This is a genomic window from Amycolatopsis sp. NBC_00348, assembly GCF_036114655.1.
Taxonomy (GTDB): domain Bacteria; phylum Actinomycetota; class Actinomycetes; order Mycobacteriales; family Pseudonocardiaceae; genus Amycolatopsis.
The window spans coordinates 10,533,353-10,559,117 of sequence record NZ_CP107994.1; the positions used below are offsets into that span (position 1 = coordinate 10,533,353).

Annotated in this window: 22 protein-coding genes; 14 read left to right on the forward strand and 8 right to left on the reverse strand. The window is 72.1% G+C overall.

Features of this window, described 5'->3' with window-relative positions; all coding sequences use genetic code 11:
* Nucleotides 1-20 precede the first annotated feature (20 nt).
* The 3 genes from pyrH to OHS58_RS47760 all read left to right on the forward strand — a co-directional run bounded on the left by pyrH (nt 21) and on the right by OHS58_RS47760 (nt 2,715).
* Nucleotides 21-764: a UMP kinase gene (gene pyrH, locus OHS58_RS47750; protein WP_247062389.1), complete on the forward strand. Its 744-nt coding sequence runs from the start codon at nt 21-23 to the stop codon at nt 762-764.
* Between the two features lie 50 nt (nt 765-814).
* On the forward strand, nt 815-1,372 hold the full coding sequence (gene frr, locus OHS58_RS47755) for a ribosome recycling factor (RefSeq protein ID WP_247062391.1): 558 nt from the start codon (nt 815-817) through the stop codon (nt 1,370-1,372).
* 494 nt (nt 1,373-1,866) lie between these two features.
* A complete protein-coding gene (locus OHS58_RS47760) occupies nt 1,867-2,715 on the forward strand; it encodes a phosphatidate cytidylyltransferase (protein ID WP_328649980.1) in 849 nt (282 codons plus the stop codon).
* On the opposite strand, the gene OHS58_RS47765 is transcribed toward OHS58_RS47760, so the two are convergent.
* Nucleotides 2,665-3,630: a LysR family transcriptional regulator gene (locus OHS58_RS47765; RefSeq protein ID WP_328646650.1), complete on the reverse strand. Its 966-nt coding sequence runs from the start codon at nt 3,628-3,630 to the stop codon at nt 2,665-2,667. The genes OHS58_RS47760 and OHS58_RS47765 overlap by 51 nt on opposite strands.
* A 94-nt stretch (nt 3,631-3,724) precedes the next feature.
* On the opposite strand from OHS58_RS47765, the gene OHS58_RS47770 reads away from it, so the two are divergent.
* On the forward strand, nt 3,725-5,050 hold the full coding sequence (locus OHS58_RS47770) for an MFS transporter (RefSeq protein WP_328646651.1): 1,326 nt from the start codon (nt 3,725-3,727) through the stop codon (nt 5,048-5,050).
* Here the strand turns inward: OHS58_RS47770 and OHS58_RS47775 are convergent.
* On the reverse strand, nt 5,038-5,883 hold the full coding sequence (locus OHS58_RS47775) for a VOC family protein (RefSeq protein ID WP_326947183.1): 846 nt from the start codon (nt 5,881-5,883) through the stop codon (nt 5,038-5,040). The genes OHS58_RS47770 and OHS58_RS47775 overlap by 13 nt on opposite strands.
* 110 nt (nt 5,884-5,993) lie before the next feature.
* Here OHS58_RS47775 and OHS58_RS47780 point away from each other — a divergent pair, with 110 nt between their 5' ends.
* Nucleotides 5,994-6,806, forward strand: a complete 813-nt coding sequence (locus tag OHS58_RS47780) for a class I SAM-dependent methyltransferase (protein ID WP_328646652.1) — start codon at nt 5,994-5,996, stop codon at nt 6,804-6,806.
* Here OHS58_RS47780 and OHS58_RS47785 read toward each other — a convergent pair.
* Nucleotides 6,743-7,387, reverse strand: a complete 645-nt coding sequence (locus tag OHS58_RS47785; protein ID WP_326947185.1) for a PadR family transcriptional regulator — start codon at nt 7,385-7,387, stop codon at nt 6,743-6,745. The genes OHS58_RS47780 and OHS58_RS47785 overlap by 64 nt on opposite strands.
* Before the next feature lie 111 nt (nt 7,388-7,498).
* On the opposite strand from OHS58_RS47785, the gene OHS58_RS47790 reads away from it, so the two are divergent.
* Nucleotides 7,499-7,984 (forward strand): Lrp/AsnC family transcriptional regulator, encoded by a 486-nt coding sequence (locus tag OHS58_RS47790; protein ID WP_326947186.1) that lies wholly within the window; start codon nt 7,499-7,501, stop codon nt 7,982-7,984.
* 105 nt (nt 7,985-8,089) lie between these two features.
* Nucleotides 8,090-10,399, forward strand: coding sequence for a transketolase-like TK C-terminal-containing protein (locus tag OHS58_RS47795; protein WP_328646653.1), 2,310 nt, complete (start codon nt 8,090-8,092; stop codon nt 10,397-10,399).
* Here OHS58_RS47795 and OHS58_RS47800 read toward each other — a convergent pair.
* Both OHS58_RS47800 and OHS58_RS47805 read right to left on the reverse strand, forming a co-directional pair.
* Nucleotides 10,396-11,004, reverse strand: coding sequence for a hypothetical protein (locus OHS58_RS47800; protein ID WP_326947188.1), 609 nt, complete (start codon nt 11,002-11,004; stop codon nt 10,396-10,398). The genes OHS58_RS47795 and OHS58_RS47800 overlap by 4 nt on opposite strands.
* A 107-nt stretch (nt 11,005-11,111) precedes the next feature.
* Nucleotides 11,112-12,305: a glycosyltransferase gene (locus OHS58_RS47805; RefSeq protein WP_328646654.1), complete on the reverse strand. Its 1,194-nt coding sequence runs from the start codon at nt 12,303-12,305 to the stop codon at nt 11,112-11,114.
* A gap of 121 nt (nt 12,306-12,426) precedes the next feature.
* Between OHS58_RS47805 and rlmN the strand changes: the two genes are divergently transcribed.
* Together rlmN and OHS58_RS47815 are read left to right on the forward strand one after the other, a co-directional pair.
* The gene (rlmN, locus tag OHS58_RS47810) at nt 12,427-13,533 is read left to right on the forward strand and encodes a 23S rRNA (adenine(2503)-C(2))-methyltransferase RlmN (protein WP_247062403.1); all 1,107 of its coding nucleotides are present in this window, start codon (nt 12,427-12,429) and stop codon (nt 13,531-13,533) included.
* A gap of 37 nt (nt 13,534-13,570) precedes the next feature.
* Nucleotides 13,571-13,846 (forward strand): hypothetical protein, encoded by a 276-nt coding sequence (locus tag OHS58_RS47815; protein ID WP_247062405.1) that lies wholly within the window; start codon nt 13,571-13,573, stop codon nt 13,844-13,846.
* 294 nt (nt 13,847-14,140) lie between these two features.
* Here OHS58_RS47815 and OHS58_RS47820 read toward each other — a convergent pair whose 3' ends face one another.
* A complete protein-coding gene (locus tag OHS58_RS47820) occupies nt 14,141-15,355 on the reverse strand; it encodes a GNAT family N-acetyltransferase (protein WP_328646655.1) in 1,215 nt (404 codons plus the stop codon).
* 98 nt (nt 15,356-15,453) lie between these two features.
* Nucleotides 15,454-17,622, reverse strand: a complete 2,169-nt coding sequence (locus OHS58_RS47825) for a hypothetical protein (protein WP_328646656.1) — start codon at nt 17,620-17,622, stop codon at nt 15,454-15,456.
* A 350-nt stretch (nt 17,623-17,972) separates the two neighbouring features.
* Between OHS58_RS47825 and OHS58_RS47830 the strand changes: the two genes are divergently transcribed.
* The 5 genes from OHS58_RS47830 to OHS58_RS47850 are packed head-to-tail and all read left to right on the forward strand — an operon-like array spanning nt 17,973 to nt 25,330.
* Nucleotides 17,973-21,953 (forward strand): Pls/PosA family non-ribosomal peptide synthetase, encoded by a 3,981-nt coding sequence (locus OHS58_RS47830; RefSeq protein ID WP_328646657.1) that lies wholly within the window; start codon nt 17,973-17,975, stop codon nt 21,951-21,953.
* Nucleotides 21,950-22,753, forward strand: coding sequence for a dimethylarginine dimethylaminohydrolase family protein (locus OHS58_RS47835; protein ID WP_328646658.1), 804 nt, complete (start codon nt 21,950-21,952; stop codon nt 22,751-22,753). The genes OHS58_RS47830 and OHS58_RS47835 overlap by 4 nt, the downstream gene beginning before the upstream one ends.
* The gene (locus OHS58_RS47840) at nt 22,750-23,415 is read left to right on the forward strand and encodes a BPL-N domain-containing protein (protein ID WP_328646659.1); all 666 of its coding nucleotides are present in this window, start codon (nt 22,750-22,752) and stop codon (nt 23,413-23,415) included. The genes OHS58_RS47835 and OHS58_RS47840 overlap by 4 nt, the downstream gene beginning before the upstream one ends.
* Entirely contained in the window at nt 23,412-24,599 is a 1,188-nt protein-coding gene (locus OHS58_RS47845; RefSeq protein WP_328646660.1) for a heparan-alpha-glucosaminide N-acetyltransferase domain-containing protein, read from the forward strand. Before OHS58_RS47840 ends, OHS58_RS47845 begins: the two co-directional genes overlap by 4 nt.
* Nucleotides 24,596-25,330: a BPL-N domain-containing protein gene (locus tag OHS58_RS47850; protein ID WP_328646661.1), complete on the forward strand. Its 735-nt coding sequence runs from the start codon at nt 24,596-24,598 to the stop codon at nt 25,328-25,330. The genes OHS58_RS47845 and OHS58_RS47850 overlap by 4 nt, the downstream gene beginning before the upstream one ends.
* Here the strand turns inward: OHS58_RS47850 and OHS58_RS47855 are convergent.
* On the reverse strand, nt 25,320-25,751 hold the full coding sequence (locus tag OHS58_RS47855) for a MerR family transcriptional regulator (RefSeq protein ID WP_326947198.1): 432 nt from the start codon (nt 25,749-25,751) through the stop codon (nt 25,320-25,322). The two genes, OHS58_RS47850 and OHS58_RS47855, sit on opposite strands and share 11 nt — an antisense overlap.
* Nucleotides 25,752-25,765: the final 14 nt, after the last annotated feature.

Genomic DNA, 25,765 nt, shown 5'->3' on the forward strand with positions numbered 1-25,765 from the left:
GCGCCTAGGAGGCGACATAGATGGGTGACCGGGTCGAAGGTGGCTACCGCCGGGTGCTGCTGAAGCTGGGCGGCGAGATGTTCGGCGGTGGTTCGATCGGCGTCGATCCGGATGTCGTCCACTCGGTCGCGCAGCAGATCGCCGACGTCGCCCGCACCGGCGTCCAGGTCGCCGTCGTGATCGGCGGTGGCAACTACTTCCGCGGCGCCGAGCTGTCGCAGCGTGGCATGGACCGCGACCGCGCCGACTACATGGCGATGCTGGGCACCGTGATGAACTGCCTGGCGCTGCAGGACTTCCTGGAGAAGGAGGGCCTGCCCACCCGGGTGCAGACCGCGATCACGATGGGTCAGGTCGCCGAGCCGTACATCCCGCGCCGCGCCGAGCGGCACCTGGAGAAGGGCCGCGTCGTGATCTTCGGCGCCGGGGTCGGCATGCCGTACTTCTCCACGGACACCGCGGCCGCGCAGCGGGCGCTCGAGCTGGGCTGCGAGGCCGTGCTGATGGCGAAGGCCGTCGACGGCGTCTACACCGCGGACCCGAAGAGCGACCCGACCGCCGAGATGTTCCGCGAGATCACCCACCGCGAGGTGCTGGAGCGGGACCTCAAGGTCGCCGACGCGACGGCGTTCAGCCTCTGCATGGACAACAACATGCCGATCATCGTGTTCAACCTGCTCACCGAGGGGAACATCGCCCGCGCGGTGAGTGGTGAAAGAATCGGGACCCTGGTCTGTACCCCCGCCGACGGGGTACCTGCCTAGACCTGCTGGGATCAGCCAGGCGCCACACCATCACAACAACGGGAGTAGCCGTGATCGACGAGACCCTCCTCGATGCCGAGGAGAAGATGGAAAAAGCGGTGTCCGTCGCGAAGGACGACCTGACGTCGGTGCGCACCGGCCGGGCCACCTCGTCGATGTTCTCGCGCATCGTGGTCGAGTACTACGGTGCGCCGACCCCGCTGAACCAGCTGGCCAGCGTGAACGTGCCGGAAGCCCGGATGGCGCTGATCAAGCCCTACGACCAGACCCAGCTCAACGCCATCGAGAAGGCCATCCGCGAGTCCGACCTCGGGGTCAACCCGAGCAACGACGGCCAGGTCATCCGCATCGTCATCCCGCAGCTCACCGAGGAGCGGCGCAAGGAGATGGTGAAGGTCGCCAAGGGCAAGGGCGAGGACGCGCGGGTGACCATCCGCAGCATCCGCCGCAAGGCCAAGGAAGAGCTCGACCGCATCGGCAAGGACGGCGAAGCGGGCGAAGACGAGGTCGTGCGCGCGGAGAAGGAACTGCAGAACCTCACCGACACGTACTCGCACAAGGTCGACGAGCTGGTCAAGCACAAGGAAGCCGAGCTGCTCGAGGTCTGATGGCACAGGTGAGCGAGGAACGCGAAGACCGGGTGGACGCCACCGGCGAAGAACCGGCGGCCGGTCCCGGGACACCGGAACCGGCCACATCCGGCGAGCCGGCATCGGCCCGGCCGGCCGACGCGGCCACGCCGGCATCGGCCCAGCCGAACGGTGTTGCTCAGCCGACCGGGGCTGCTGTCCCGACCGAGGCCACTTCGCCGGGATCGGCCCGGCCGAACGGTGCTGCTGTGCCGGAATCGGCTCAGCCGACTGAGGTCACTTCGTCGGGATCGGCTCAGCCGCCCGAGGCTGCTTCGTCGGAATCGGCTGAACCGACTGAGGCCGGGTCGGAATCGGCGCGACCGGCCGCTGCTACCTCCCGGGGTTCCGCCCGGACGAACGGTGCTGCTGCGCCGGCTTCGGCGCAGCCGAGCGGCGCTGCCGAGGCTGGGGTGGCCGAGACCGCCGCGTCGGCTCAGGCGGCCGAGGCGACGGCGTCGGCTGAGGGGGCGGTGGCGTCCGAAGCCAAGCCTGAAGCCAAGAAGGGCTCCAAGGCCGGGCGTAACCTGCCCGCGGCCATTGGGGTCGGGTTGCTGCTCGGGGCCGCGATCATCGTTTCCCTGCTCACCGTGCGCTTCATCTTCATCGGGATCATCGCGGTCGCCATCGCGGTCGGCACCTTCGAGTTCGCCGGCGTGTTGCGCCGCGTGGCCGACACCCGGATCGCCGTTATCCCGGTGCTGGTCGGCGGGCAGGCGATGATCTGGCTGGCCTGGCCGTTCGGCCGGGAAGGCGCGCTGACGGCGTTCGTCCTCACCGTGCTCGCCTGCCTGCTCTGGCGGCTGCCCGGCGGCGCGAAGGGCTACCTGCGCGACATCAGCGCGTCGGCGTTCGCCGCGGCCTACCTGCCGCTGTTCGGCGCGTTCGCGGCGATGCTCGTGCCGCCTTCGGACGGCGTCGGGCGCGTTCTCACCTTCCTGATCGGCGTTGTCGCCTCGGACACCGGTGGGTACATCGCCGGCGTCCTCGGCGGGAAGCACCCGATGGCGCCCAGCATCAGCCCGAAGAAGACCTGGGAAGGCTTCGCGGGGTCGGTGGTCGGTGGCGTCGTGGCCGGAGCGCTGACGCTCAGCCTGCTGCTCGACGGCCACGTCTGGCAGGGCGTGATCTTCGGCGTCGCGATCGTGCTCACCGCTACCCTCGGCGACCTCGTCGAGTCGCTGATCAAGCGCGACCTGGGCGTCAAGGACATGGGCACGCTGCTGCCCGGGCACGGCGGGATCATGGACCGCCTCGACTCGCTGCTGCCCTCAGCCGTGGTGTCCTGGCTGCTGCTCTCGGCGTTCGTGCCGCTGGGCTGACGCGCGGTGCGGGTCGGTCGCCGGTAACCAGGCGCCCGGCTCGTCCCAGCGCATCGTCGCCCGCAGGCCCAGTACCCGCTCGACGACCTGCGCGACTTCCGGCCGGTCGTCGTCGCGCCGGTGCACCAGGGACCACGTCCAGCCCGGGCCCGGGGCGCCGATCGGGCGCCGCACCAGGCTCGGCGGGAACGGCGCCGTGTGCCGCTTCGGTGACTGCAGCACCGGTACCCGCAGCCGCGTCACGTGGTCGAAGAACGCCTGCCCGGTGACGCCGCCGTCGTCGATGTGGACGACCCGGGCGCCGCTCGCCGCCGCGTAGTCCAGCGCGAACTCGTTCCACGCCGGCCACGACGACTGGTCCGAGTCGACCAGCACCGACACCGACGGCGCGGGCACCGTGGCCAACCGGGCCGCAGGCTGATCACCGGGCACGATCGCGGGCAGCGTCTCGATCCGCACCAGGTGCGCCACGAGGCCGAGGGAAGACAGCCGCCCGGTGTCGACCCAGGCCAGCGCGAGATCCAGGGTGCCTTCGGCGACCCGGACGACCTGGGTGTGCGACGGCAGCACCCACTCGTCGAGCCGGACGACGTCGCCGAGCAGCCGCGTCAGCTCGGCCGGCAGCCAGCTCACGTGCCCGAGGCGCAGCTTCGTCCGCGCGGTGCCGCGGACCCGGCGCGCGGCCGCGTCGGCCAGCTCCAGGATCTGCCGCGCGTCGCCGACCAGCGCGGCCCCGGCCCGGGTCAGCTCGACGTGCCGCCGGTCGCGGACGAACAGCGCCGCGCCCAGGTCCCGTTCGAGCTTCTTGATCTGCTGTGACAGCGACGGGCTCGCGATGTGCAGCCGCTCGGCCGCCCGTCCGAAGTGCAGTTCCTCCGCGACCGCCAGGAAGTACCGGAGCTGCCGTAGTTCCATGACGGCACGGTAGACCTGCGGTGGGAGGTTCCGCCTACCAGACGTAGGCGATGGTTCGTGGACCACCGAAGCGTCCAGGGGTTTGACTCGGGGCATGCCCGCCGAAACCCGCGCCCCGGCCAAGCTCGCGCTCACCGCCGTCTGCCTGGGCTTCCTGATGATCACTCTCGACGCGACCATCGTGAACCTCGCACTCCCGGCGATCGGCGCCGACTTCGGCGAGCCGTCGACCGCCGCGCTGCAGTGGGTGGTCGACGCCTACACCGTGACGCTCGCCGCGTTCCTGCTCACCTGGGGCGCCGCCGGCGACCGGTGGGGTTCGCGCCGCGTCTTCGAGGTCGGCGTCGCGGTCTTCGTGCTCGCGAGCATCGCCTGCGCGCTCGCGGGCTCGGCCGCCTGGCTCATCGCCGCGCGGGCGGTGCAGGGCGCGGGCGCCGCCGCGTTGCTGCCGTCGTCGCTGGCGCTGATCGTGCACCAGTTCCCGGACCCGCGGGAGCGAGCCCGCGCGCTCGGTGTGTGGGGCGGGATGAGCGGGGCCGGCCTCGCCGCCGGCCCGGTGCTCGGCGGGCTGGCCGTGGGCCTGGCCGACTGGCGGCTGGTGTTCGCGGTGAACGTGCCGGTCGGGATCGTCGCGATCGTCCTCACGCGCCGCGCGGTCACCGAACCGCCGCGGCACGCGTCGACGCGCCTGGACCTGGCCGGGCAGCTGACCGGCACAGCCTCGCTCGCCTGCCTCGTCGCAGGGTTCATCGAGTCGGGCCACGCCGGTTGGCTCGCCCCGCTGACGCTCACGTTGCTGGCCGGGGGAGTGGTGGCCGGTGTGGTGTTCGTGACCGTCGAACGGCGGGTGCCGGATCCCGTGCTGCCGCTGGGCGTTCTGCGGATCCGGAACTTCGCGGTGGCGACCGGCATCGGCGGCCTGTTCAACTTCTGCCTCTACGGCACCCTGTTCTCGCTCGCGCTGTACCTGCAACGGGCCTGGTCACTGGGTGCGCTCGCCGCCGGTCTCGCACTGGTGCCGCTGACGATGGCGGTGGGGCTCAACGCGTTCTTCAGCGGCCGCCTCACCGGACGCTTCGGCGCGCGCGTCCCGATGATCGCGGGCGCGGTGGCCGGGTTCGCCGGTTCGGTCGGCTTCGCGCTGCTGCCCGCGGACCGGTCGCTCGTGGCGTTCGTGCTGGTCTCGGTGGTCTTCGGCTGCTGCTCGCTGGCGATGCCCGCGATGACGTCGCTGGCGATGAACTCCTTGCCGGACAAGGCCGGGCTGGCCGCCGGGGTGCTCAATGCGTCCCGTCAGACCGGCGGCGCGATCGGGGTCGCGCTCGTCGGTGCGTTGCTGCCCGCCACCGGGATGTGGCTGGTGGCGGGCGGCTACGCGCTGGTGGTGGTGCTGGCGCTGCTCGGGCGTCAGTCGTCGTAGGGGTCGTCGACCTCGGCGCGGCCCCAGCCTTCGGCGATGCGCGAGTGGTCGATCACGGCGAACACCGCGCCCTCCGGGTCGGCGAGGATCGCCATCCGGCCGAACGGGGTGTCGTACGGCTGGATCACGACGGTGCCGCCGTGCATGAGCGACTCGCCCGCGACGGCGTCCACGCCGCGCGCCGGGTCGATGTCGAAGTACACGAGCCAGTGCGGCGGGGTGTCGAGGCTGTACTCCGAGCCCATCACGTAGCGGTACAGCACCGGCTGATGCTCGATGAGCCATTCGGCGTAGTCGAGCGATTCGCCGTCGCCGATCTGGTGGCTCGAGTAGTTGAACAGCTTGGTGTAGAAGTGATCCGCCGCGACGCCGTCGTGGGTGTTGAGGTCGGCGCCGCTGAAGGTGTTGGGGATCCCGGTGACGAACTCCCAGTCCGGCGGGACCTCCCAGAACACCACCGGCGCGCCGCACGCGTCGTAGGCGTGCAGGATCGTTCCCCGCTGCGGGATCGGCATCGGGCCGAGCGTCAGCCGCCCGCCGAGGTGCTCCACCCATTCGGCCGCACTCGCCGTGTGCGGCACGGAGATGTGCGGCATCCAGCCCAGTGGCGCGCCCTGGGCGGCGCGGTAGAGCCCGCCGACCGGGAGCTCGTTCAGCGTCGCGATCGCATAACGTCCGTCGGACGTCGCGGGATCGCGTTGAGTGGCGTACATCCAGCCGAAGAGGTCGCCGTAGAATCTCTCCACGACGGCCTGCTCCCGGCAGGCGAGCTCGATCCAGCACGGAATTCCGGCCGGAACCGGGGACGGGGTACTGGGCGGGCCGATCGTCATGAGTGCTCCTCCCGAGACCACCGAATTCTAAGCGTGATCCGTAAGGTTTCCGGCAAGAATCCGCGCCGGAAGAATCACTGTCGGCGGAGCGGGCCCCGGAAGGAGCAGCGGTGCGGTGGTCGTCCCGGCGCGCGGAGGTCGTGCCGAGTCCGAACATCTGGTACTACCAGGCCGATTACGAGCTGGAGAACCGGGCGCAGGACAGCGGCGGCGAGATCTGGCGCGTGCTGCGGGAGGAGTACGACTGGGCCGGCCGGGACGTGCTGGACGTCGGCTGCGGTGACGGCTATCACCTGCCGCGGTTCGCGCGCGACGCGCGGTCGGTGCTGGGGATCGAGCCGCACGAGCCGCTGGTGCGGGACGCGCTGGGGCGCGTGCGGGAGATGGCGAACGTGGATGTCCGGCTGGGCCGGGCCCAGCGGCTGCCGGTCCGCAGCGCGAGCGTCGACGTCGTGCACGCGCGCACCGCGTACTTCTTCGGGCCCGGGTGCGAGCCCGGGCTGGCGGAGGCCGAGCGGGTGCTGCGGCCGGGTGGGGTGCTGCTGATCGTCGACCTCGACGCGACCAGCGAGCCCTACGGCGGCTGGATGCGTGCCGACCTACCGCGTTACGACCCGGTCGCGGTCGAACGGTTCTTCGCCCGCGCCGGGTTCGCGTGCCGCCGGGTCGCCACCGAGTGGCGTTTCGCGACCGCCGCGGACCTCGAAGCCGTGCTGAAGATCGAGTTCAGCAAACCGATCGCCGAACAGGCGATCACGAAGTCCTTGCAGCGTAACGGGAATCGCGAGACCGACCTGACGCTGCCGGTGGGCTACCGCGTTCACACGCGGGTCAAGCCCACCGGCCTCGTCCTGCCTGGTCACTCCGCGGTCTCTTCGGACGGAGCCGAGGATTCGTCCTCGTCCTCGCCGAGGATGCCGTAGAGCGAGCGCCGGGCGTCGTTGAGCACCTCGGCCGCGCGGGCCTGCTGGCTCTCGGAACCCGCGCGCATGATCTGCACGACGGCGGCGGCCAGGTTCTTGCCCGCCTTGGCCAGCCCGATCTCGGACGGGTCGACGTCCTGCGCGATCTGCTCCCACGGCGGGGTGCTGTCCTGCTGCTCCGCGGCGGTCCGGCCGTCGTCGGTCAGCTCGAACAGCTTCTTGCCGTGCTCGTCCTTGCTGACGACCAGGCCTTCGTCGGCCAGCAGCTGCAGCGTCGGGTAGACCGAGCCGGGGCTCGGCCGCCAGAAGCCGCCGGAGCGTTCGCCGATTTCGCGGATGATCTCGTAGCCGTGCCGGGGCTGCTCGGCGAGCAGCGCCAGGATCGCGGCGCGGACGTCACCGCGCCGGCTGCGACGGCCGCCGTGGCCTCGCCGGCCCGGACCGTGACCCCGGCCGCGTCCGCCACCGGGACCGAAGCCCGGGGGGAAGTCGCCGAAGCCACCAAGACCGCCGAAGGGAGTGCGCCCGCGTTCACGGGCGAAGGGGTGTTCCTGGGTGAAGGGGTGTCGTTGCCTACGCATGTCGTGTTCCTTTCTCGAACTGTTGCGACACGTTCACGATATATCGGAAACAGTCGGATGGCAACCGCCTCGTCGTGACACCGCTCACGACGGCCTGCGAAGATCGGCGGCGTGCCCGACACCATCGACGACATCGACGCGCGGCTCCTGCTGGCCCTGGGCGCGGACCCGCGCTCGACGGCGGTCGCGCTGGCCGAGCGCCTCGGCCTGTCCCGCAACACCGTGCAGGCCCGGCTCGCCCGGCTGGAGCAGCGCGGTGTACTCGAGTCGTTCGAGCGCCGCATCGACCCGGCGCGGCTGGGCTACCCGCTGCGCGCGTTCGTCAACGCGCAGGTCGACCAGCGGCGCCTCGCGGAGATCGCCGACGCCCTCTCCGGCATCCCCGAGGTGACCGAGGTCTGCGGGCTGACCGGGGCGAGCGACCTGATGGTGCAGGTCGTCGCCGTCGACGCGGACGACCTCTACCGCATCGCCGGGCACATCCTGGCCTCGCCGGGTGTCGAGCGGACGAACATCTCGCTCGTCATGCGGGAGCTCGTCCCGTACCGGCTGAAGCCGCTGCTGGAGCGCGTGCATTCTGCCCAGCCGGAGGCGTGAGTCCCCCTCGGCGGAGTGCATTCTGCGCAGCTCGCGCGGCATCGGTTGTGCGATGCGTCCACCAGTGCTGTCCTGGTGACGCTTCCTGCACGAAAGGTGTCGACGATGACCCAGACCTCCCCGACCGCTCCGGCGACCGGCTCGGACGAGCTCGCCGCGATCGAACGGCGGGTGCTGTGGCTCGCCACCGCGATCGTGCACCAGGCCAACCGGGTGCGGCCCAACCCGTCCGGGCTGAAGGTCGGCGGGCACCAGGCGTCCTGCGCGTCGCTGGTCTCGATCATGACGTCGCTGTGGTTCCGGCACCTGCGTCCCGAGGACCGCGTCTCGGTGAAGCCGCACGCGTCACCCGTGCTCCACGCGATCAACTACCTGCTCGGCGAGCTGGACGAGGCCTGGCTGCCGACGTTGCGCGAGTTCGGCGGGCTGCAGAGCTACCCGAGCCGCGCCAAGGACCCCGACCCGGTGGACTACTCGACCGGCTCGGTCGGCATCGGCGCCACCGCGCCGATCTGGGGCGCGCTGGCCCGCCGCTACCTGACGACGCGCGGGCGTGACGCGGGCACCGGCCGGCAGTACTCGCTGGTCGGCGACGCCGAGCTGGACGAGGGTGCGATCTGGGAGGCGATCCTCGACCCGGCGGTGGCCGAGCTGGGCGAGATCGTCTGGATCGTCGACCTCAACCGCCAGTCCCTCGACCGCGTGGTGCCGAACATCGCGGCCGGGCGGCTGCAGGGCATGTTCGACGCGGCCGGCTGGCAGGTCCTGACGCTCAAGTACGGCCGGCTGCTGGAAGAGCTGTTCACCCGGCCCGGCGGTGCCGATCTGCGCGCGCGGATCGACGCGATGCCGAACCCGGAGTACCAGCGGCTGCTGCGTTGCGACGCCGCCCAGCTGCGCGACCGGCTGCCCGCGGGCAACGACGCGCTGGCCGCGCTGGTGGCCTCGCTCGACGACGAGACGCTGCTGGCCGCGATCCGCAACCTGGGCGGGCACGACCTCGGCTCGCTCGACGAGGTCTTCGCGTCCATTTCGGACAGCCGGCCGACGGTGATCTTCGCCTACACCGTCAAGGGCCGCGGCCTGCCGACGCAGGGGCACCCGCAGAACCACTCGTCGCTGCTGACCGTCGGGCAGATGGAAGAGCTCGCCGCTTCGCTGGGCACGGATCTTTCGACGCCGTGGCAGGGCTTCGCGGACGGGACGTCCGAAGCCGCGTTGTGCGCCGACGTCGCTTCGTGCCTTCGTCGTCCGGACGTCCCCGCCGTGCCGTCGGTGGACCTGCCGGTCGACATCGGGCGCACGCCGTCCGGGACCGCGACGACGCAGGCGGCGCTGGGCCGCGTCCTGCTCGACCTGACGCGCGAAGCGCCCGAAGCGGCGAAGCGCGTGGTGACGGTCAGCCCGGACGTCAGCTCGACGACCAACCTCGGCGGCTGGGTCAACAAGGTCGGCGTCTGGTCGGCGATCGAGCGCCGCGACTGGTTCGACGACGACCCCGAGACGATCATGCACTGGCGCGAGAAGCCCACCGGCCAGCACGTCGAGCTGGGCATCGCCGAGACGAACCTGGTCGGTCTGCTCGGCGAGCTGGGTGCCACCTGGAGCCGTTGGGGCGAGCCGCTGCTGCCGATCGGCGTGATGTACGACCCGTTCGTCGAACGCGCGCTGGAGCCGTGGTCGTTCGGCATCTACGCGGGCGGCCAGTCGATCCTGATCGGCACGCCGTCCGGCGTCACGCTCGCCCCCGAAGGCGGCGCGCACCAGTCGATCACCACGCCGTCGATCGGCATCGAGCAGCCCGGCTGCGTCAGCTACGAGCCGGCGTTCGCGATCGACACCGAGTGGACGCTGCTGGCCGCGCTGGGCCGGCTGGGCAAGCCGGGCGGCACGTCGTCCTACTTCCGGCTCTCGACCCGGCCGGTCGACCAGACCCTGGCCGGCGTCCCGGCCGACCCGGCCGCGCGCGAACGCCGTCGCCGCCAGGTCGTGGCGGGCGCGTACCTGCTGCGCCGTGCCGAATCGCCGGTGGTCACGCTCGCGGCGATGGGCGCACTGGTGCCGGACACCCTGGCGGCGGCCGAGCGGCTGGCGCAGGTCGGCGTCGAGGCGGACGTCGTCTGCGTGACCAGCCCGGGCCTGCTGTTCGAGGCGACGCGCGCGCGGGCCGGGCAGGGGAGCGGCGAGAGCTGGATCCTCGACCAGGTCTTCCCGGCGTCCCGGGCGTGCCCGCTGGTCACGGTCCTCGACGGGCACCCGCACACGCTGGCGTTCCTCGCCGGGATCAACCGCGTGCCGGCGGCGACGCTGGGCGTCACCGGCTTCGGCCAGTCCGGGTCGCTGGAGGAGGTCTACCGCTACCACGGCATCGACACCGACGCGATCATCCGCGCGGCGCTGGACGTCGTGGGCTAAGAGAAAGTGGCGCCCGTCAGCAGGGTGTCCATCTTGGCGTCCCAGCCGGCGAAGGCGCCGTACTCGACGACGAGGATCTTGCTCGTCGGCAGCCACCACATGCGGACCTCGTTGTTCTGCGTGGCGTCCTCGCAGCTGACCTGCCAGCGGCCGTACTCGGCGTTCTTGGTCCCGACCGGCTTGAACCCGGACTCGACGAGCGTGCTGCCGGTGGCCGTCGCGGCCTCCCCGGGCGGCGACGCGGCGGTGATGCACGTCGGCACGTCCGTGCCGGTGTACCAGCCGAAGGGCCGCTTCGCGCTCGGCAGGTTGATGGGCGCGTTGGGGTCCGACGTGGCTTCGCGCAGGTCCAAGAGCCGCGCTTCGCAGACGACGGTGCCTTCGGTGATGCAGCCGTCGAGCAGGCCGTCCTGGCTGTGCGCGGTGTACTTCGCGCCCGCCGGCAGCGTGACGTGCATGGTCCCGACGTCGATCCGGTCACCTGTGGGGGCCGCGGTCACGGTCGGCACCGGCTGGGGCCGGCCGTCCGTCGACGTCGTGCAGGCGGCGGCGCTCAGCACCACCGAAACGGCCAGGACGCTGCGCCGGAAGGAACGGCTCCGCACGGGCTCACCTCTTTCGTCCGCCCTTGGACTCACGAACGGCCCGTCCGGTTCGCTGTGAATCCCGGTCAGATTAGGGCGGTGCGTTCAGGTGTGTTCACCCACCCGGGTCAGCCCAGTGCGGCGACCGCCCGGGCGAGGACGTCGGCGGGGCTGGGCTGCGTCGCCATCTCCGCGGCGACCTCCCGGGCCGCCGTCCGGAACCCGTCTTCGGTGAGCAACCGCTCGACCAGCGCCCGCACGGTGGCGGCGTCCACGGTGGCCGGGTCGTGGCTGAGGCCGACGCCGCGGTCGGCGACGCGCTGCGCCGAGAGCGGGTTGTCCGCGAAGGACGGCAGCACGAGCTGCGGGACGCCGTAGGACAACGGCGCGGCCGTGGTGCCCGACCCGCCGTGGTGCACGATCGCCGAGCAGGACGGCAGGAACGCCGACAGCGCGAGGTAGCCGACCGAGCGGACGTTCGGCGGCAGCTCGCCCAGCTCCGTCAGGTCCGCGGTCCCGGCGGCCAGCACGACCTCGACGTCCAAGGTGCCGAGCCCCTCCAGGACGACGGCCAGGCTGCTGACCCCGGACATCACCGGCACCACCGTGCCGAGCGTGACGGCGATCCGCGGGCGGTCCGGGCGGCGCAACGCCCAGTCCGGGACGACGGCGCCACCGTTGAAGGGCACGAACCGCATCGCCCACCACGGGACGCCGTCGCGCTCGTCGGGGTGCTCGGCGCCGGCGGCCAGCCCGCCCATGCTGGGCGCGCGCGGGTCGACCCTGGCGAGCACGGCCGGTTTCGCGTCGCCGATCCCGAGCTTGGCCCGCATCAGGTCGCTGACTTCGTCCTCGCCGAAGACGTGGTGCTCCGCCCGCCAGTCCGCGTCGCGCACCGACCACGAGATCCGGTTGCCGACCTCGAGCGCGGGCACGCCGAGGGCCGCGGCCGCGAGCATCCCGGCGGCGTGGTCGGAGGTGTGGACGACGAGGTCGGCGCCGAACAGCCGGCCGGCCTCGATCGTGCCTTCGGTCATGGTCACGGTGAACAACCCGAAGGGGTTGCCCGCGCGCCTCGCCAGCCGGTACTCCTCGGGGAATTCGTCCTCGGGCTTTCCCGCGACCGTGCCCATCAGGTCGTCCCAGACGTCGCGCTGCGGGAAGACGTCGAAGGCGGGCAGCCCGGCCCGCGCGCCGGCGTCGACCATCTCGGCGGACGTCGCGAGCAGGACCTCGTGCCCGGCGGCCCGCGCGGCCCAGACCAGGGGGATGAGCGGCAGCGTCAGCCCGTAGCCGGGGGCGGTCGCGAACAGGATCTTCACCCGGTGAGCCTGGCAGAACCCGCCGGTCACCGCAGCCGGTTTCCGCTCCGCCGTGACCTGGGGAACAGCCGTCCGGGTGGCTTGGGTGGTGCTGGATGCCGCGTGGGACACTGGAGGAGTTATGACTGCCCTTCCGCTCGTCTTCGACGCCCCCAAGCGTGGCCTGCCGCCGCGCCACCTCGCCGACCTCTCGGTGGCCGACCGCGCCGCCGCGGTGGCCGAGCTGGGGGAGAAGCCGTTCCGCGCGAAGCAGCTGTCGAACCACTACTTCTCGCGCCTGACGGTCGACCCGGCGGAGATGACGGACATCCCGGCGGCGTCGCGCTCTCGTTTGGTCGAGGAGCTGATGCCGACGCTGCTGACGGAGGTCCGCGCGCTGTCGGCCGACGACGGCGCGACCCGCAAGACGCTCTGGCGTGCGCACGACGGCACGTTGCTGGAGAGCGTCCTGATGCGCTACCCGGACCGCGCGACGCTGTGCATCTCGAGCCAGGCCGGCTGCGGCATGGCGTGCCCCTTCTGCGCGACCGGCCAGGGCGGCCTCGACCGCAATCTGTCGACGGCGGAGATCGTGGACCAGGTCCGCTCGGCGGCGGCGGTCATGCGCGACGGGAAGATGCCGGGCGGCCCCGGGCGGCTGTCGAACATCGTCTTCATGGGGATGGGCGAGCCCCTCGCCAACTACAAGCGAGTGGTGGCCGCGGTCCGGCGGATCACGGACCCCGCGCCGGGTGGTTTGGGGATCGGTCAGCGGTCGGTGACGGTGTCGACGGTGGGTCTGGCGCCGGCGATCCGCAAGCTGGCGGACGAGAAGATGCAGGTGCGGCTGGCCGTTTCGCTGCACACTCCGGACGACGAGTTGCGGGACACGCTGGTGCCGGTGAACGAGCGGTGGTCGGTGGACGAGGTTCTCACCGCGGCTCGGTACTACGCGGACACGTCGGGTCGGCGGGTGTCGATCGAGTACGCGTTGATCCGGGACATCAACGACCAGCCGTGGCGGGCGGAGCTGCTGGCCAAGCGGCTGCGCAAGCACCTGGGTCAGCTCGTGCACGTGAACGTGATTCCGCTGAACCCGACGCCGGGTTCGAAGTGGGACGCGTCGCCGAAGCCGGTGGAGCGGGAGTTCGTGCGGCTGGTGAATGCCGGCGGCGTAGCCTGCACGGTGCGTGACACGCGCGGCCAGGAGATCGCGGCTGCTTGCGGGCAGCTCGCGGCCGAAGGCTGAGTTCCGGTTCTGTTTCTGTGATGGAGAGTTTGTTGTGATGTCTGCCCCGAGCCTGTTCGACCCGGCCGCCGAGGAGCTCATGCTCACCGACGTCACCGGTCGCAGCGCGACCGAGGTCGCCCGCACGGCCCGGACCCTGCTGGGCGAGCAGTTCAGTTCGATGAGCTTCATGTACGTGCTGATGCGCGCGTTCGAGGTCGAGTTCCACGCGGCACGGGACGCCTCGCGCTGGCACGAGTTCCACGGCGGCCCGCGCGCCCTGTCGGACGCGGACCTCGAGGCGTTGCTGGCGCCCTGGCTGCCCGCACGCTGATCCCGGCGCGGCTGGGATGCTGAGCATTCTGTCCGATGGCCGGGAAGGCATCGGCCGCATCGTGGTGGGCGACTTCGCCGAGACGTTCCCGATGGACTTCAGCTCACTCGTCGAGACGGCTGGGCGCGTTGAACGTGCCTGGTGTCGTCGGTGACGAAACCGGAAGCAGTCAGCTTCCGGTTTGCTGGCCCAGCTACTCGATAGGGCTTTCGGAGTGGCGGACCACCATGGACGAAGTGCGCGCGTTTCGTGCCGGGGCCCGGTTGTGACGCCGCAATTGTCCGGAGTGGACGGTCAGAACCACTGCAGGCAGTGCGGGTCGCGCTCACCGCGGAAGAGGTTGTCGGCGGCGGCGACCGCGGCTGGGTTGTGTGCTCGGATGTGGCCGGCTCGTACCAGTGTGCTCGGGGCCGTGCCGCCCAGGTAGATCGAGCCCAGGTCGCTCACGTCCAGGGACAGGTCCGGCTCCCGGTCCGTCCGGACGCACGTTGCCTTTCCGTCCCTGACGCTCAGCAGGTAGCGGCCCTGCTCGGTGCGGAACGGGTCGGTGACGTCGAGGACCAGCTCGCCGTCCGTGAACCAGCCTCGGGCGGTCAGCGCGCGCGGGATGTCCAGTAGCCGCACCCAGAGCCAGTCGCCCTCGTCGCTTGCCTCGGCGGCGCGGAAGTCCGTCAGCTGCCAGCGCAGCGGGTGTCCTGGCGGGACCTGCTTCAGCACCACCTTGGTGACCAGGTCGTGGCTGAGCAGGAACCGGGCCAGGGTTGTGAACACTGCGTCGTCGGACGTGATGATCTCGTCCGCCGTCAACGTCGTGGGTTCGCTGAGGGAGTAGGCGGCGTACCCGTCCGGGACGCCGTCCGCGTCGCGGTGGACGGCGATGTGGCGCTGTGCCAGGGAAACCGGGGGCTGGCCCGCGCCGGACGTCCACCAGTGGTGCGGCCGGGACAGCGCGCCCGGCTGCGTGCGGCGGTAGCGGTCGTAGATCTCCTCCAGGAGATCGCCGCATTCGGCGCGCTGCCGCAGCTCGATCGAGCCCGTCGCGGCTGGTTCGCCCGCCCGGGGGACGGCGAAGGTGGCCCGGTGGCGCGGCACCGTCAGCCGGCCCGTGTAGGTCGCCGGGCCGTAGCCGAACCGGCGGTAGATCACGGCTTCGGACGACAGCAGCACCGACAGGAACTCCCCGCGGGCCAGCACCTCGGCGAGCTGGTGCCGCATCATCGCGGTGAGCACGCCTTGACGCCGGTGCGTGGGGACGACGCCGACGGCGGTCACGCCCGCGACCGGGATGAGGGTGCCGCCGGGCAGCGTGAGTTCGAAGGAGTGCGCGGCGGCGGTGCCGACCGGCCGCCCGTCCGCCGTGACGGCGAGCAGGCCGCGGTCCATTTCGAGCGCCGACCACCAGAACCCGGTGCCTTCGGCCGGGGTCTCGCGGAAACGCGCGAACGCGGCGTGGAGCGTCTCGAGGAAGACGTCGAGATCCTCGTCGGTCGTGGAACGGATCTCGGCCATCGAACTGCCTTTACGAGGAGAGGGAGGGGACTAAGAACCATTACAAGGAGTAGAAGGAAGTCCTCTCATGGCCTCGCACGACCAGGCTAGCGGTCAGCTCAGTTCGGGACCAACCGGTTTAGCCGGTCGAGGGTGATCACCTCGGCCGCGTCCGGCAGGCCGTCGGGCTGGTGCACGCCGAGGAACGTGACCGGGCCGTCGAGTTCGACGCCGGGCTCCCACTCGGTGACCTTCGTGCCCGCCGCGCGCATCAGGCCGACCAGGTGCGCGACCGTCAGGTACCGGCGCCGCAGCATGCCGCGCACCAGCCCGGCGGTGCCGGCCCGGTTGGCCTCGACGCGGTTGAAGTTCGGCGAGCCGGTCAGGTACAGGTGCAGCCACGTCGCGGTCCACGATCCGTCGTGGCAGCGGGCGAAGACGATCGGGAGCGCGACGCGGCCGCCGCCCCGCATGTCCGAGCGGGTCCGCACGGTGCGGGCCTCGAACGGGGCCCCGGCCTGCTCCCGATCGCGCGTCATCCAACCGAACATCGACTCCGCGACTTCGTCGAAGCCTTCGCCGGAGTAGATGTTGACCTGCGGCACGACGTACGCGGCGGAGACCGAGTCCCGCGGGATGTCGATGAACTCGCTCGCCCCGTCCCGCGCGTCGGTCACGTCGCCCGAGTACACCGCGCCGCCGTCGCGGAGGTTCGTCCACGAAACGTGCCCGGCGTAGTGGAAGTCGGCGTCCAGCAGCAGCGCGGACAGGTCGAAGTCCGTGCTGCGGCTGGTCTGGCGCCAGTGCGTGAAGAACCGCAGCACCTCCCCGTCGACGTGACTGCGGGACCCGCGCGGCAGCACGGCGAACCCGTCCTCGCTCGCCTTTCCCGACAGCGGCAGCGCGACGTCCAGCACGGCCGGGTCGACGACCAGGTGCTCGTAGCGGGGGAGCCTGCTGGTCAGCTCGGCGTCGATCAGCGCGCAGGCGCGGGTGACGACGTCGCCGGGCAGCGGCGGCCGCGTGTCCTCGGTGACCCACGCGCGGCGGCCGCGGGTGGTGAACACCCGGGCCGCGTCCGGCTCGGCGCGGTTGCCGAGGTGCTCGCGCACCGAGCACAGCACGCGCCCGGACACCGAGCCGAGGACCTTCGCCGCCGCGTCGAGGACGTCGTCCTGCTCGGCCTCGGAAGCGTTGCGCAGCAACCGATCCAGTGACCGCAGCAGCATGCCCGGCGCGGCCGTGAGGATCGCCGCCGCTCCGGCGACGTCGTCGGCCGCGAAGGCCGCCTCCGCGCGGCCCGCCGTCGACTGCGCCGTCTTCTCGCCGCGGGCGACTGCGAACACGTCACGGGCGTTCGGGAACCGCGGGTACTCGTGCGGGTGCAGGTACTCGCCGAGGCGCTTGAACCGGCGCGAGAAGCGGTTGACGTCACCGAGCTTGCCCTCGTTGCCGGCGACGACGTGGTCCAGCGCGGCGAGCAGGACACGACGTTCGCGGCGGGAGAAGCTGCGGAACCGCGTCGGTTCGGCCAGGGTGACGTCGCCACCGCTGGCCTGGCAAGCCGTGCGCAGCACGTCGAGCACGGTATCGACGGCGACCAGCGGCCGGCCCGCGGTCAGCCGGGCGGCGTTGAGCACGGCGCGGTTCTCCCGCACCGGCACGGCCGTGAGCTCGACGTCGGCGCAGCCGTCGGCCAGTTCGGCGAGCAGCCCCAGGTCCGCCTCGCCCAGCGGCGTGGCCGACTCGGCGAGCGTCCGGTACAGCGCGTGGGTCTCGTCTTCGAGGCTGCCGCCGAGCCGCAGGAGGGTGACGCGGTCCTTGACGGACGCGATCAGCTCGTCGTGGGCGGCCAGCAGTTCGGCGTAGGTGTGCTGGTAGCGGCCGTACCGCGGCAGGTCGAGCAGCCCGACCAGGCCGTCGCCGAGGAGCGCGAGCAGCTCCTTGTCGGTGGCCTTGCGCCTCTTGTCCGGGACGAAGGCCGAGCGCAGGCAGCTCACCCAGAACTCGACGGTGTCCGGCACACCGCGCGGGAAGTCGATGAAGTACGCGTTGTGCCGCACGTGGTCGCCGACCAGCGCGCGGGCGGCGCCGACGACGTCGACGGCCAGGTCCGTCGCCGCACCCGGCTCCAGGCCGGCGACGTGCTCCAGGAGCTCGCGCGTGGCCTTGTACCCGGCGGTGGCCAGGACGGCGTCCATCTGCCGGGCCACGACGGCACCGTCCCCGGCGGGTGCGGCGCTCCGCGGCACACGCAGCGTCTTCCGGATGATCGTCGACACGTCCATGGGCCCATCTTCGGCTATTCCCCCGCGCGGGTGAAAAGGGTTTTCGGGACGTCCCCGGCCATTTCGCTAGCGGGAGGCGTCAGGTGAATGGCGGGCGAACAGCCGGTGGGCGGCGGCGAATTCCGCGAGGACGAATAGCGCACTCCGGCCGAAATGAACACCCTTCGCCGCGGATTGGTCGAAGCGCTGTGGGATATGTCACTGTTGGTGAGTTGCCAACTCCGTTGATCTCCGTGAAACATAGGCGCCATGCCAATGGGTGAACGAGCTGCGCCGTATGTCGCAGTCTGTCGCCAATGTCGCAGGTGGTCGGCACCTTTCGGGTGAGACCAGGACTTGGAGGATCTTCGGTGGTGTTCACGGACTTCACGTCCGATTTCGCGGTCGGGACCAAGACGCCCACGCGGGTGCGGAAACCGATCCGGCGGATGCACCACGTTTTCGAACGGACCGCCGACGTCGTTCCGGACGCGATCGCCGTCGAAGCCGGCGGCGAGTCGCTGAGTTACGCGGAATTGGACCGGCGGGCCAACCGGCTCGCGCACCACCTGCGTGCGTCCGGCGTCCGGCGCGGGTCCCGGGTCGCGATCCTCGTCGAACGCAGCGCGCACACCTACGTCTGCCTGCTCGGCATCGGCAAGGCCGGCGGGGTCTTCGTGCCGATCGACCCGGCCTCGCCCGCGGACCGGATCGCCTACATCACCGAGGACTCCCGGGCCGACCTGCTCCTGACGACGGCCACGCTCGCCGGGCGCACCGGGGACGCCGCCTGCCCGGTGCTCGACCTCGCCGACGTGCCGGCCGGCGGCCGCGACGACCGGCCGGACCTGCGTGAAGACGACCTGCTCGACCCGGACCCGAGCGCCTACATCATCTACACCTCCGGCTCCAGCGGCCGGCCGAAGGGCGTCGAGGTCGCGCAGCGCAGCATCCGCAACTTCCTCGACGTCGTGCCGGAGCTCTACGACGTGCGCCCGGACGACCGCGTCTACCAGGGCATGACGATCTCCTTCGACTTCTCGATCGAGGAGATCTGGCCGACCTGGGCGGTCGGGGCGACGCTCGTGGCCGGGCCCGAGGACTCCCGGCGGCTCGGCGCCGAGCTGGCCGAGTTTCTCACCGAGCGGCGGATCACCGTCCTCTACTGCGTGCCGACGCTGCTGGCGACCATCCCGCACGAGCTGACGTTGCTGCGCAACCTGCTCGTCGGCGGGGAAGCCTGCCCGCGGCAGCTGGTCGACCGCTGGGCGAGACCCGGGCGTCGCATCCTCAACACCTACGGCCCCACCGAAGCCACCGTCACCGCCACCTGGTGCGAACTGCTCCCGGGCCGGCCGGTCACCATCGGCGTGCCCGTGCCGACCTACACCGTGGTCCTGCTCGACGACGACCGCCGCCCGGTCCCGGACGGCGAGGTCGGCGAGATCTGCATCGGCGGCCCCGGCGTCGCGAAGGGGTACGTCGGGCGCCCGGAGCTGACCGCGGACAAGTTCTTCCAGCACGACGGCGAGCGCGTCTACCGCACCGGCGACCTCGGAAAGCGCTGGGACAACGGGGAAATCGAGTACCTGGGCCGCGCCGACGCCGAGGTCAAGATCCGCGGCCACCGCGTCGACCTCGGCGAGATCGAGAGTGTGCTGCTGGCCGACGCGCACGTGTCCGCGGCCGCCGCGGCGATGGTCGAGGTGACGCCCGGCGCGCCCGAGCTGGTCGGCTACGTCGTGTCCACTTCGGCCGAAGCTTCGTCCGGAGACGAGACCGAGTTGTTCCGGCGCCTGCGGGAAACCCTGCGCGACCATGTACCCGCCTACATGGTGCCGGGCTTCTTCGTCACGCTGCCGCAGCTGCCGATGATGCCGAGCGGCAAGGTCGACCGCCGTGAGCTGCCCGTGCCCGAGGGCCGGAAGCGGACGACGGACGGCCCGGTCGTCGCGCCGGAGGGCGACGCTGAGGAGCTGCTCGCGCGGGTGTGGGCCGAAGCGTTCGCGATGGCGCCGGAGGACCTTTCGGTCACCGCGGACTTCTTCACCGACCTGGGCGGCCACTCGCTGCTCGCCGCGACGGTCGTGTCCCGGCTGCGCGAGCACGACGCGGGCGCCGGCATCGCCGTCCGTGACCTGTACGCCCACCCGCGGGTCCGGGATCTGGCCGCGCACATCGGAAAACCCGCGGCGGCGCCGGCCGGCGAGCCGCGGTACGAGCCGCTGCGCCACGGTGCGCGCCGGATCGCGGCCGCCGGTGCGGCGCAGACCGCGGTGATCTACCTGCTGCTGCTGGTGATCACGCTGCCGGTCGCCTACGTCTACACCTGGAACAACGGTGACGTCTCGGTCCCGGTCCTCGCCCAGCTGCTGGTCGCGATCCTGGTCAGCTACCTCGGCGTCCGCTGGCTGGTGCCGCTGCTGGTGGTCCGGCCGCTGGCCGCGGGCATCCGGCCCGGCCGCTACCGGCTGTGGGGCCCGACGTACCTGCGGCTGTGGACGCTCGACCTGCTGCTGAGCGTCGGCCCGCTGCCGGTGGTGAGCGGGTCCGGGCTGATGCCGCTGTACCTGCGGCTGCTCGGCGCGCGCGTCGGCAAGCGCGCGGTGATCGCCACCAGCTCGGTCTCGCTGCCTTCTCTCGTGCACATCGGCGACGACGCGGCGATCGGCTACGGCGCCGTGCTGCGGCCGTGGCGGGTCGAGGACGGCTGGGTCACCGTCGGCGAGATCACCGTCGGCGCCCGCGCGTTCGTCGGGGCGAACGCCGTGCTGGAGCCCGGTTCCTCGGTCGGGGCGGACGCCGCGCTGGCCGAGCAGTCGATGCTCGGGCGCGGCGAGTCCGTGCCCGACGGCCAGCGCTGGTCGGGTTCGCCGCCGGAGCGCGTCGACGCGCTTTCCCCCGCCGTCGAGGACATGCTGGGCGAGACGCCGGTGGCGCGCGGCTGGCGCGTCCACCAGATCCTGCTGACGCTGCTGGGGCTCGGCGCGCTCGAGGTCGGCGCGATCTGCCTGATCCTGCCGAGCGTGGCGCTGGTGTGGTGGGCGCTGCTCGGCTGGGGCGTGCTCGCCGGCGTGGTGGCCACGTTGCTGGCCGGCCCGGTCTTCGTGCTGACGGTCTGCGTGGTCGTCGCCGTCGGACGCCGGCTCGTGCTGCCGTCGACGCCGGTCGGGGTCCACCCGGTCCGGTCCGGGCTCGGCGTGCGCAAGTGGGTCGCGGACAAGCTCCTCGAGTTCAGCCTGACCTTCACGAACTCGCTGTACGCCACGCTCTACACCGTTCCGTGGCTGCGGCTGCTGGGCGCGCGGGTCGGCCGCGGCGCCGAGGTGTCGACCGCCGGGCACCTCGACCCGGACCTGCTCACCCTGGGCAGCGAAAGCTTCGTCGCGGACATGGCGACCGTCGGCGCGGCGACCTTCGCCCGCGGCCGCGTCGCGTTCCTCACCACCGACGTCGGCCGGCGCGCGTTCGTCGGCAACGCGTCGGTCGTCCCGGCCGGGACGGAGCTGGGCGACGGCTCCCTGGTCGGCGTCGGCACGGTGCCCCCGGGGCAGCACGTGCCGGGCGACTCGTCGTGGCTCGGCTCGCCCGCGATGCACCTGCCGCGGCGGCAGGACAGCGGCGACTTCCCGGAGGAGCAGACGTTCCGCCCGCCGCGTCGCGTGGTCCGGCAGCGGCTCGCCATCGAGTTCGCGCGCGCGACGCTGCCCGCGTCGCTGCTCGCCTTGAGCTTCTACCTGTTCCTGCTGACGCTGTCGGGGCTCGCGTTCGGCCGGGACCTGCCGGTGCCGGCCCTGGTGTCGCCGCTGGTCGCGATGGCGTCGGGGCTCGGCGTGATCGGGTTCTGCGCGGCGACCAAACGCAACGTCATCGGCGAGTACACCGCACGCGTCGAGCCGCTGTGGAGCCCGTTCGTGCGGCGCAGCGAGTTCGTCACCGGCCTGTACGAGTCGGCCGCCGTCCCGGCCGGGCTCGGCATGCTGGTCGGGACGCCGATGCTGCCGCCGCTGCTGCGCTGGTTCGGCGCCCGGATCGGGCGGCGGACGTGGCTCGGCACGACCTACCTGACCGAGTTCGACCTGGTCCGCGTCGGCGACGACGCCACGATCGGCACCGAGGTTTCGTTGCAGACTCACCTGTTCGAGGACCGGGTGATGAAGATGTCCGTCGTGACCGTCGGCGACGGCGCGACCGTGGGCACCCGCGCGATCGTGCTCTACGACGCGGTCGTCGGCGACGGCGTCTCCCTCGGGTCGCTGTCGCTGCTGATGAAGGGCGAGCACCTCGGCTCGCGCACCTCCTGGCGCGGCATTCCCGCGCAACTCCTTACGCTGAAAGGACTTCCGGCGTGAACTCCGCACTGCTGATGTCGGGCGCCCACCACTTCCGCGTCGACTACGAGATCAACCCGTACATGGACACGGCGGTCCAGCCGGACGTCGCGGCCGCCGTCGCCGAGCACGACGCGCTCGTGGCCGCGCACCTGGCCGCCGGACGCAAGGTCGAGTTCCTCGACCCGGCGCCGGAGTGCCCGGACATGGTCTACACGGCCAACGCCGCCGTCGTGCGCGGCGGCCTCGCGGTGCTGGCGAACCTGCCGCCGGAGCGTCGCGACGAGACGCCGTACCACCGGGAGTGGTTCCGCGCCAAGGGTTTCGAGGTCGTCGAGAGCCCGTACGCGTTCAGCGGGCAGGGTGACGCGCTGGCGTACGGCGACCTGCTGCTGGCCGGCTACGGGCAGCGCACCGACCGCCGCGCGCACGACGTCGTCGCCGACGCGCTCGGCTACGACATCGTGCCGCTGCGCACGACCGGGCCGCGCTGGTACGACCTGGACCTCGCGGTCGCCGTCGTCACGCCGGACGTGCTCGCGTACTGCCCGGCCGCGCTCGACGAGCCGAGCCAGGCCCGGCTGCGGGAGCTGGGCGGCACGCTCATCGAGGTCACCGAAGCCGAGGCCGAGCGGTTCGCGCTGAACCTCGTCAGCGACGGCACCACCGTCACGATGACCAGTGGCGTCCCGGAGCTGGCCGCGACCCTGCGCGAGCGCGGGCTGACCGTCGTCGAACTCGAGACGACGCAGCTGCGCAAGGGCGGGGGCGGCGTGCGGTGCACCGCGTTGACGCTCGACAACCCGGAGCGGACGGCGTGAGGCCGCTCGCCCTCGTCTACCGCGGTCCCGCGTCCCTGCCGGGCTGCCCGGAAGCCGTCGCCGACCTGCTGAAGTCGAGCAAGCACGGCTTCGACGTCCGGTTCACCGGTCCCGACGAGAAGTTCAAGCTCGGCGAAGCGGCCCTGGCCGGGGCCGCGCTGTACGCCCAGCCCGGCGGCGGCACCCTCGGGAGCGCGTACCGGAAACTGCGCCGCCACCGCGACGACGTCCGCGCGTTCGTCGAGGGCGGCGGGCGGTACCTCGGGTTCTGCCTGGGCGGCTACCTCGCCGGCGCGACGCCGGGGTTCGGCCTGCTGCCCGGCGACACCGACCGCTACATCGACACCGAGGACGCGACCGTCGACCACGACGAGGACGCCGTCGTCAAGGTCCGCTGGCGTGGCCGCATGCGGAAGCTCTACTTCCAGGACGGCCCGGTGTTCGTGCTGGAGAAGCCGGACGCCGCCGACGTGCTGGCCACCTACCCGAACGGCACGGTCGCCGCGCTCGTCGCGCCGTTCGGCGCCGGGCGGGTCGGCGTCGTCGGACCGCACCCGGAGGCCACCCGGGACTGGTACGCCGACGGCGGTCTCCGGCCGCCGCTGCTGCGGTACGGCCACGACCTCGGGCTCGACCTCGTGGACTCGGTGATGGCCCGATGACCGCCCCGGCGCCCAAAGTCCGGTTGACGGCGGTCGACGCCACCCGCGGGATCGCGCTGCTCGGCATGATGGCCGTGCACTCGCTGGTCGAGGAGAGCTCGCCCGGCCACCCGTCGGCGGCGTTCGCCATCTTCGGCGGCCGCGCGGCGGCGACGTTCGCCGTGCTGGCCGGGCTCGGGATCGCGTTCATGACCGGCCGCCGCCGGGTGTCGCGGGCGGATTTCGGGCCCACCGCGGCGATGCTGGCCGTGCGCGGGCTGGCGATCGGCGCGATCGGCCTCGCGCTCGGGTACACCGACGCCGAGCTCGCCGTCGTCATCCTGCCGTACTACGCGATCCTGTTCCTGCTCGCGATCCTGCTGGTGCTCCTGCCGAGCTGGGCGGTCGCCGGGGTGGGCGTGGCGGTGGTGGCCGGCGTCCCGCCGCTGACCCACCTGCTGCAGCCGCACCTGGCCGAGCCGACCCTGCTGAACAACGGTTTCGCTTACGCGGCAGAGCATCCCGTGCGGCTGCTGACCGAGCTGTCGCTGACGGGGGAGTACCCGGCGCTTTCGTGGACGGCCTACCTGTGCGCGGGGATCGTGATCGGCCGGCTGACGCTCAGCCGCGTCAAAGTAGCGGTCACGCTGCTGGTCACCGGGGTCACGATGGCCGTCGGCGCCGCCGCGGTGTCGTGGGTGCTGCTGAACCGCTTCGGTGGGTTGGCGGCGATCTGGGCCGCGCAGCCGGGCAGCGTCCTGACCGCGCCGGAGACCACCGAACTGCTCAACCTGGGCGGCGACGGCACCACGCCGACGTCGACCGCCTGGTGGCTCGCGGTCGACGGGCCGCACACCGGCACCGCACCCGACCTGATCGGCACCACGGGCGCGGCGATGGGCCTGCTCGGGCTGCTGCTCCTGCTCGGCCGCCTGCGGGTGGCGAAGGTCGTCTTCGCACCGCTGGCCGCGGCCGGGAGCATGACGCTCACCTTCTACACGGCGCACATCATGTTCCTGAACTCCGACTACGACGTCTACACCTCCGGCGTCGGCTACGCGCTGCAGGTCGCCGGCGTCCTCGTGGTGGGCCTGGCCTGGCGGGCGACGGCCGGGAAGGGCCCGCTGGAAGCCTTGGTCACGGCGCTGGCCACACGCGCGAAACGGCGGGTGGCGGCCGCGCCCCGGCTGCGGGTCGCGACGTGACGGTCTCCCGCCGGCTGGTCCTGACGGGCGCCGTGGCGGCCGGGCTGCTCGCGGCGTGCGGCGCGCCCGCGCCGGACACCCGGCCGCTGGCGCTGGTCGACCGCGGGAAGGCGTCGACCGGCGCCTGCTCGGACGCCGTCGCGGACCTGCTGCGCACGCGCCTGCGCGTCGAGTTCTGCGGACCGGACGAGAAGACCCCGCTGACGGCCGCGGCGCTCGCGACGGCGGCGGTGTACGCCCAGCCGGGCGGTGGTTCCCTCGACGACGGCTGGCGCGCGATGCGCCGCTACGCCGACGTGATCACCGGCTACGTCCGCGGCGGCGGGCGCTACCTCGGGTTCTGCCTGGGCGGTTACCTGGCGGGCGCGACGCCGGGGTTCACCCTGCTGCCCGGCGACACCGAGCAGTACATCGGCACGTCGGGGGCCGAGGTGCGCTCGACCCGGGACACGGTGATCCCGGTGGACTGGCAGGGAAAGCGCCGTCGGATGTACTTCCAGGACGGCCCGGACTTCGTCCTGCGGTCCGGTGCGCAGGCGACCGTGCTCGCGCGGTACACGAACGACAAGATCGCCGCTTTGGTTGCACCGTACGGAAAAGGCCGCGTCGGCGTGGTCGGCCCGCACCCGGAGGCGCCGGAGTCCTGGTACCGCGACCTGCGCCTGACGAACCCGGACGGCGTGACGCCGGACCTCGGGCTCGAGCTGGTGGACCGGACGCTCACCCCCTAGGCGCCCACAGCCGGTCCGCGTCCCCGGCTTCCAAGCGGCCCCGGTAGACGTCGATCTTGTGGTCGATCAGCTGCAGGTTCTCCTGCAGCTCGGCCAGCTTCGCCAGCACCTCGGCGCGGTGGGCTTCCATCAGCGCCAGCCGGTCCTGCTCGTTGCCGCGCCCGGCGGCCACCAGTTCGGCGTACTCGCGGATCGTCTTGATGGGCATGCCGGTGGCGCGCAGGCGGGTGCAGACCGTGATCCAGTCCAGGTCCAGCTTCCGGTAGCGGCGCCGGCCGCCGGCGGTGCGGTCGACGCGGGTGACCACGAGGCCGGCGCGTTCGTAGTAGCGCAGCGTGTGCGCGCTGACCCCGGTGCGGCGGGCGGCGTCGGCGATCGTCAGCCCCGCCGCCGGGATGGGCGGTGATTTGACTTCGAGCACGCTCTAAATCCTAG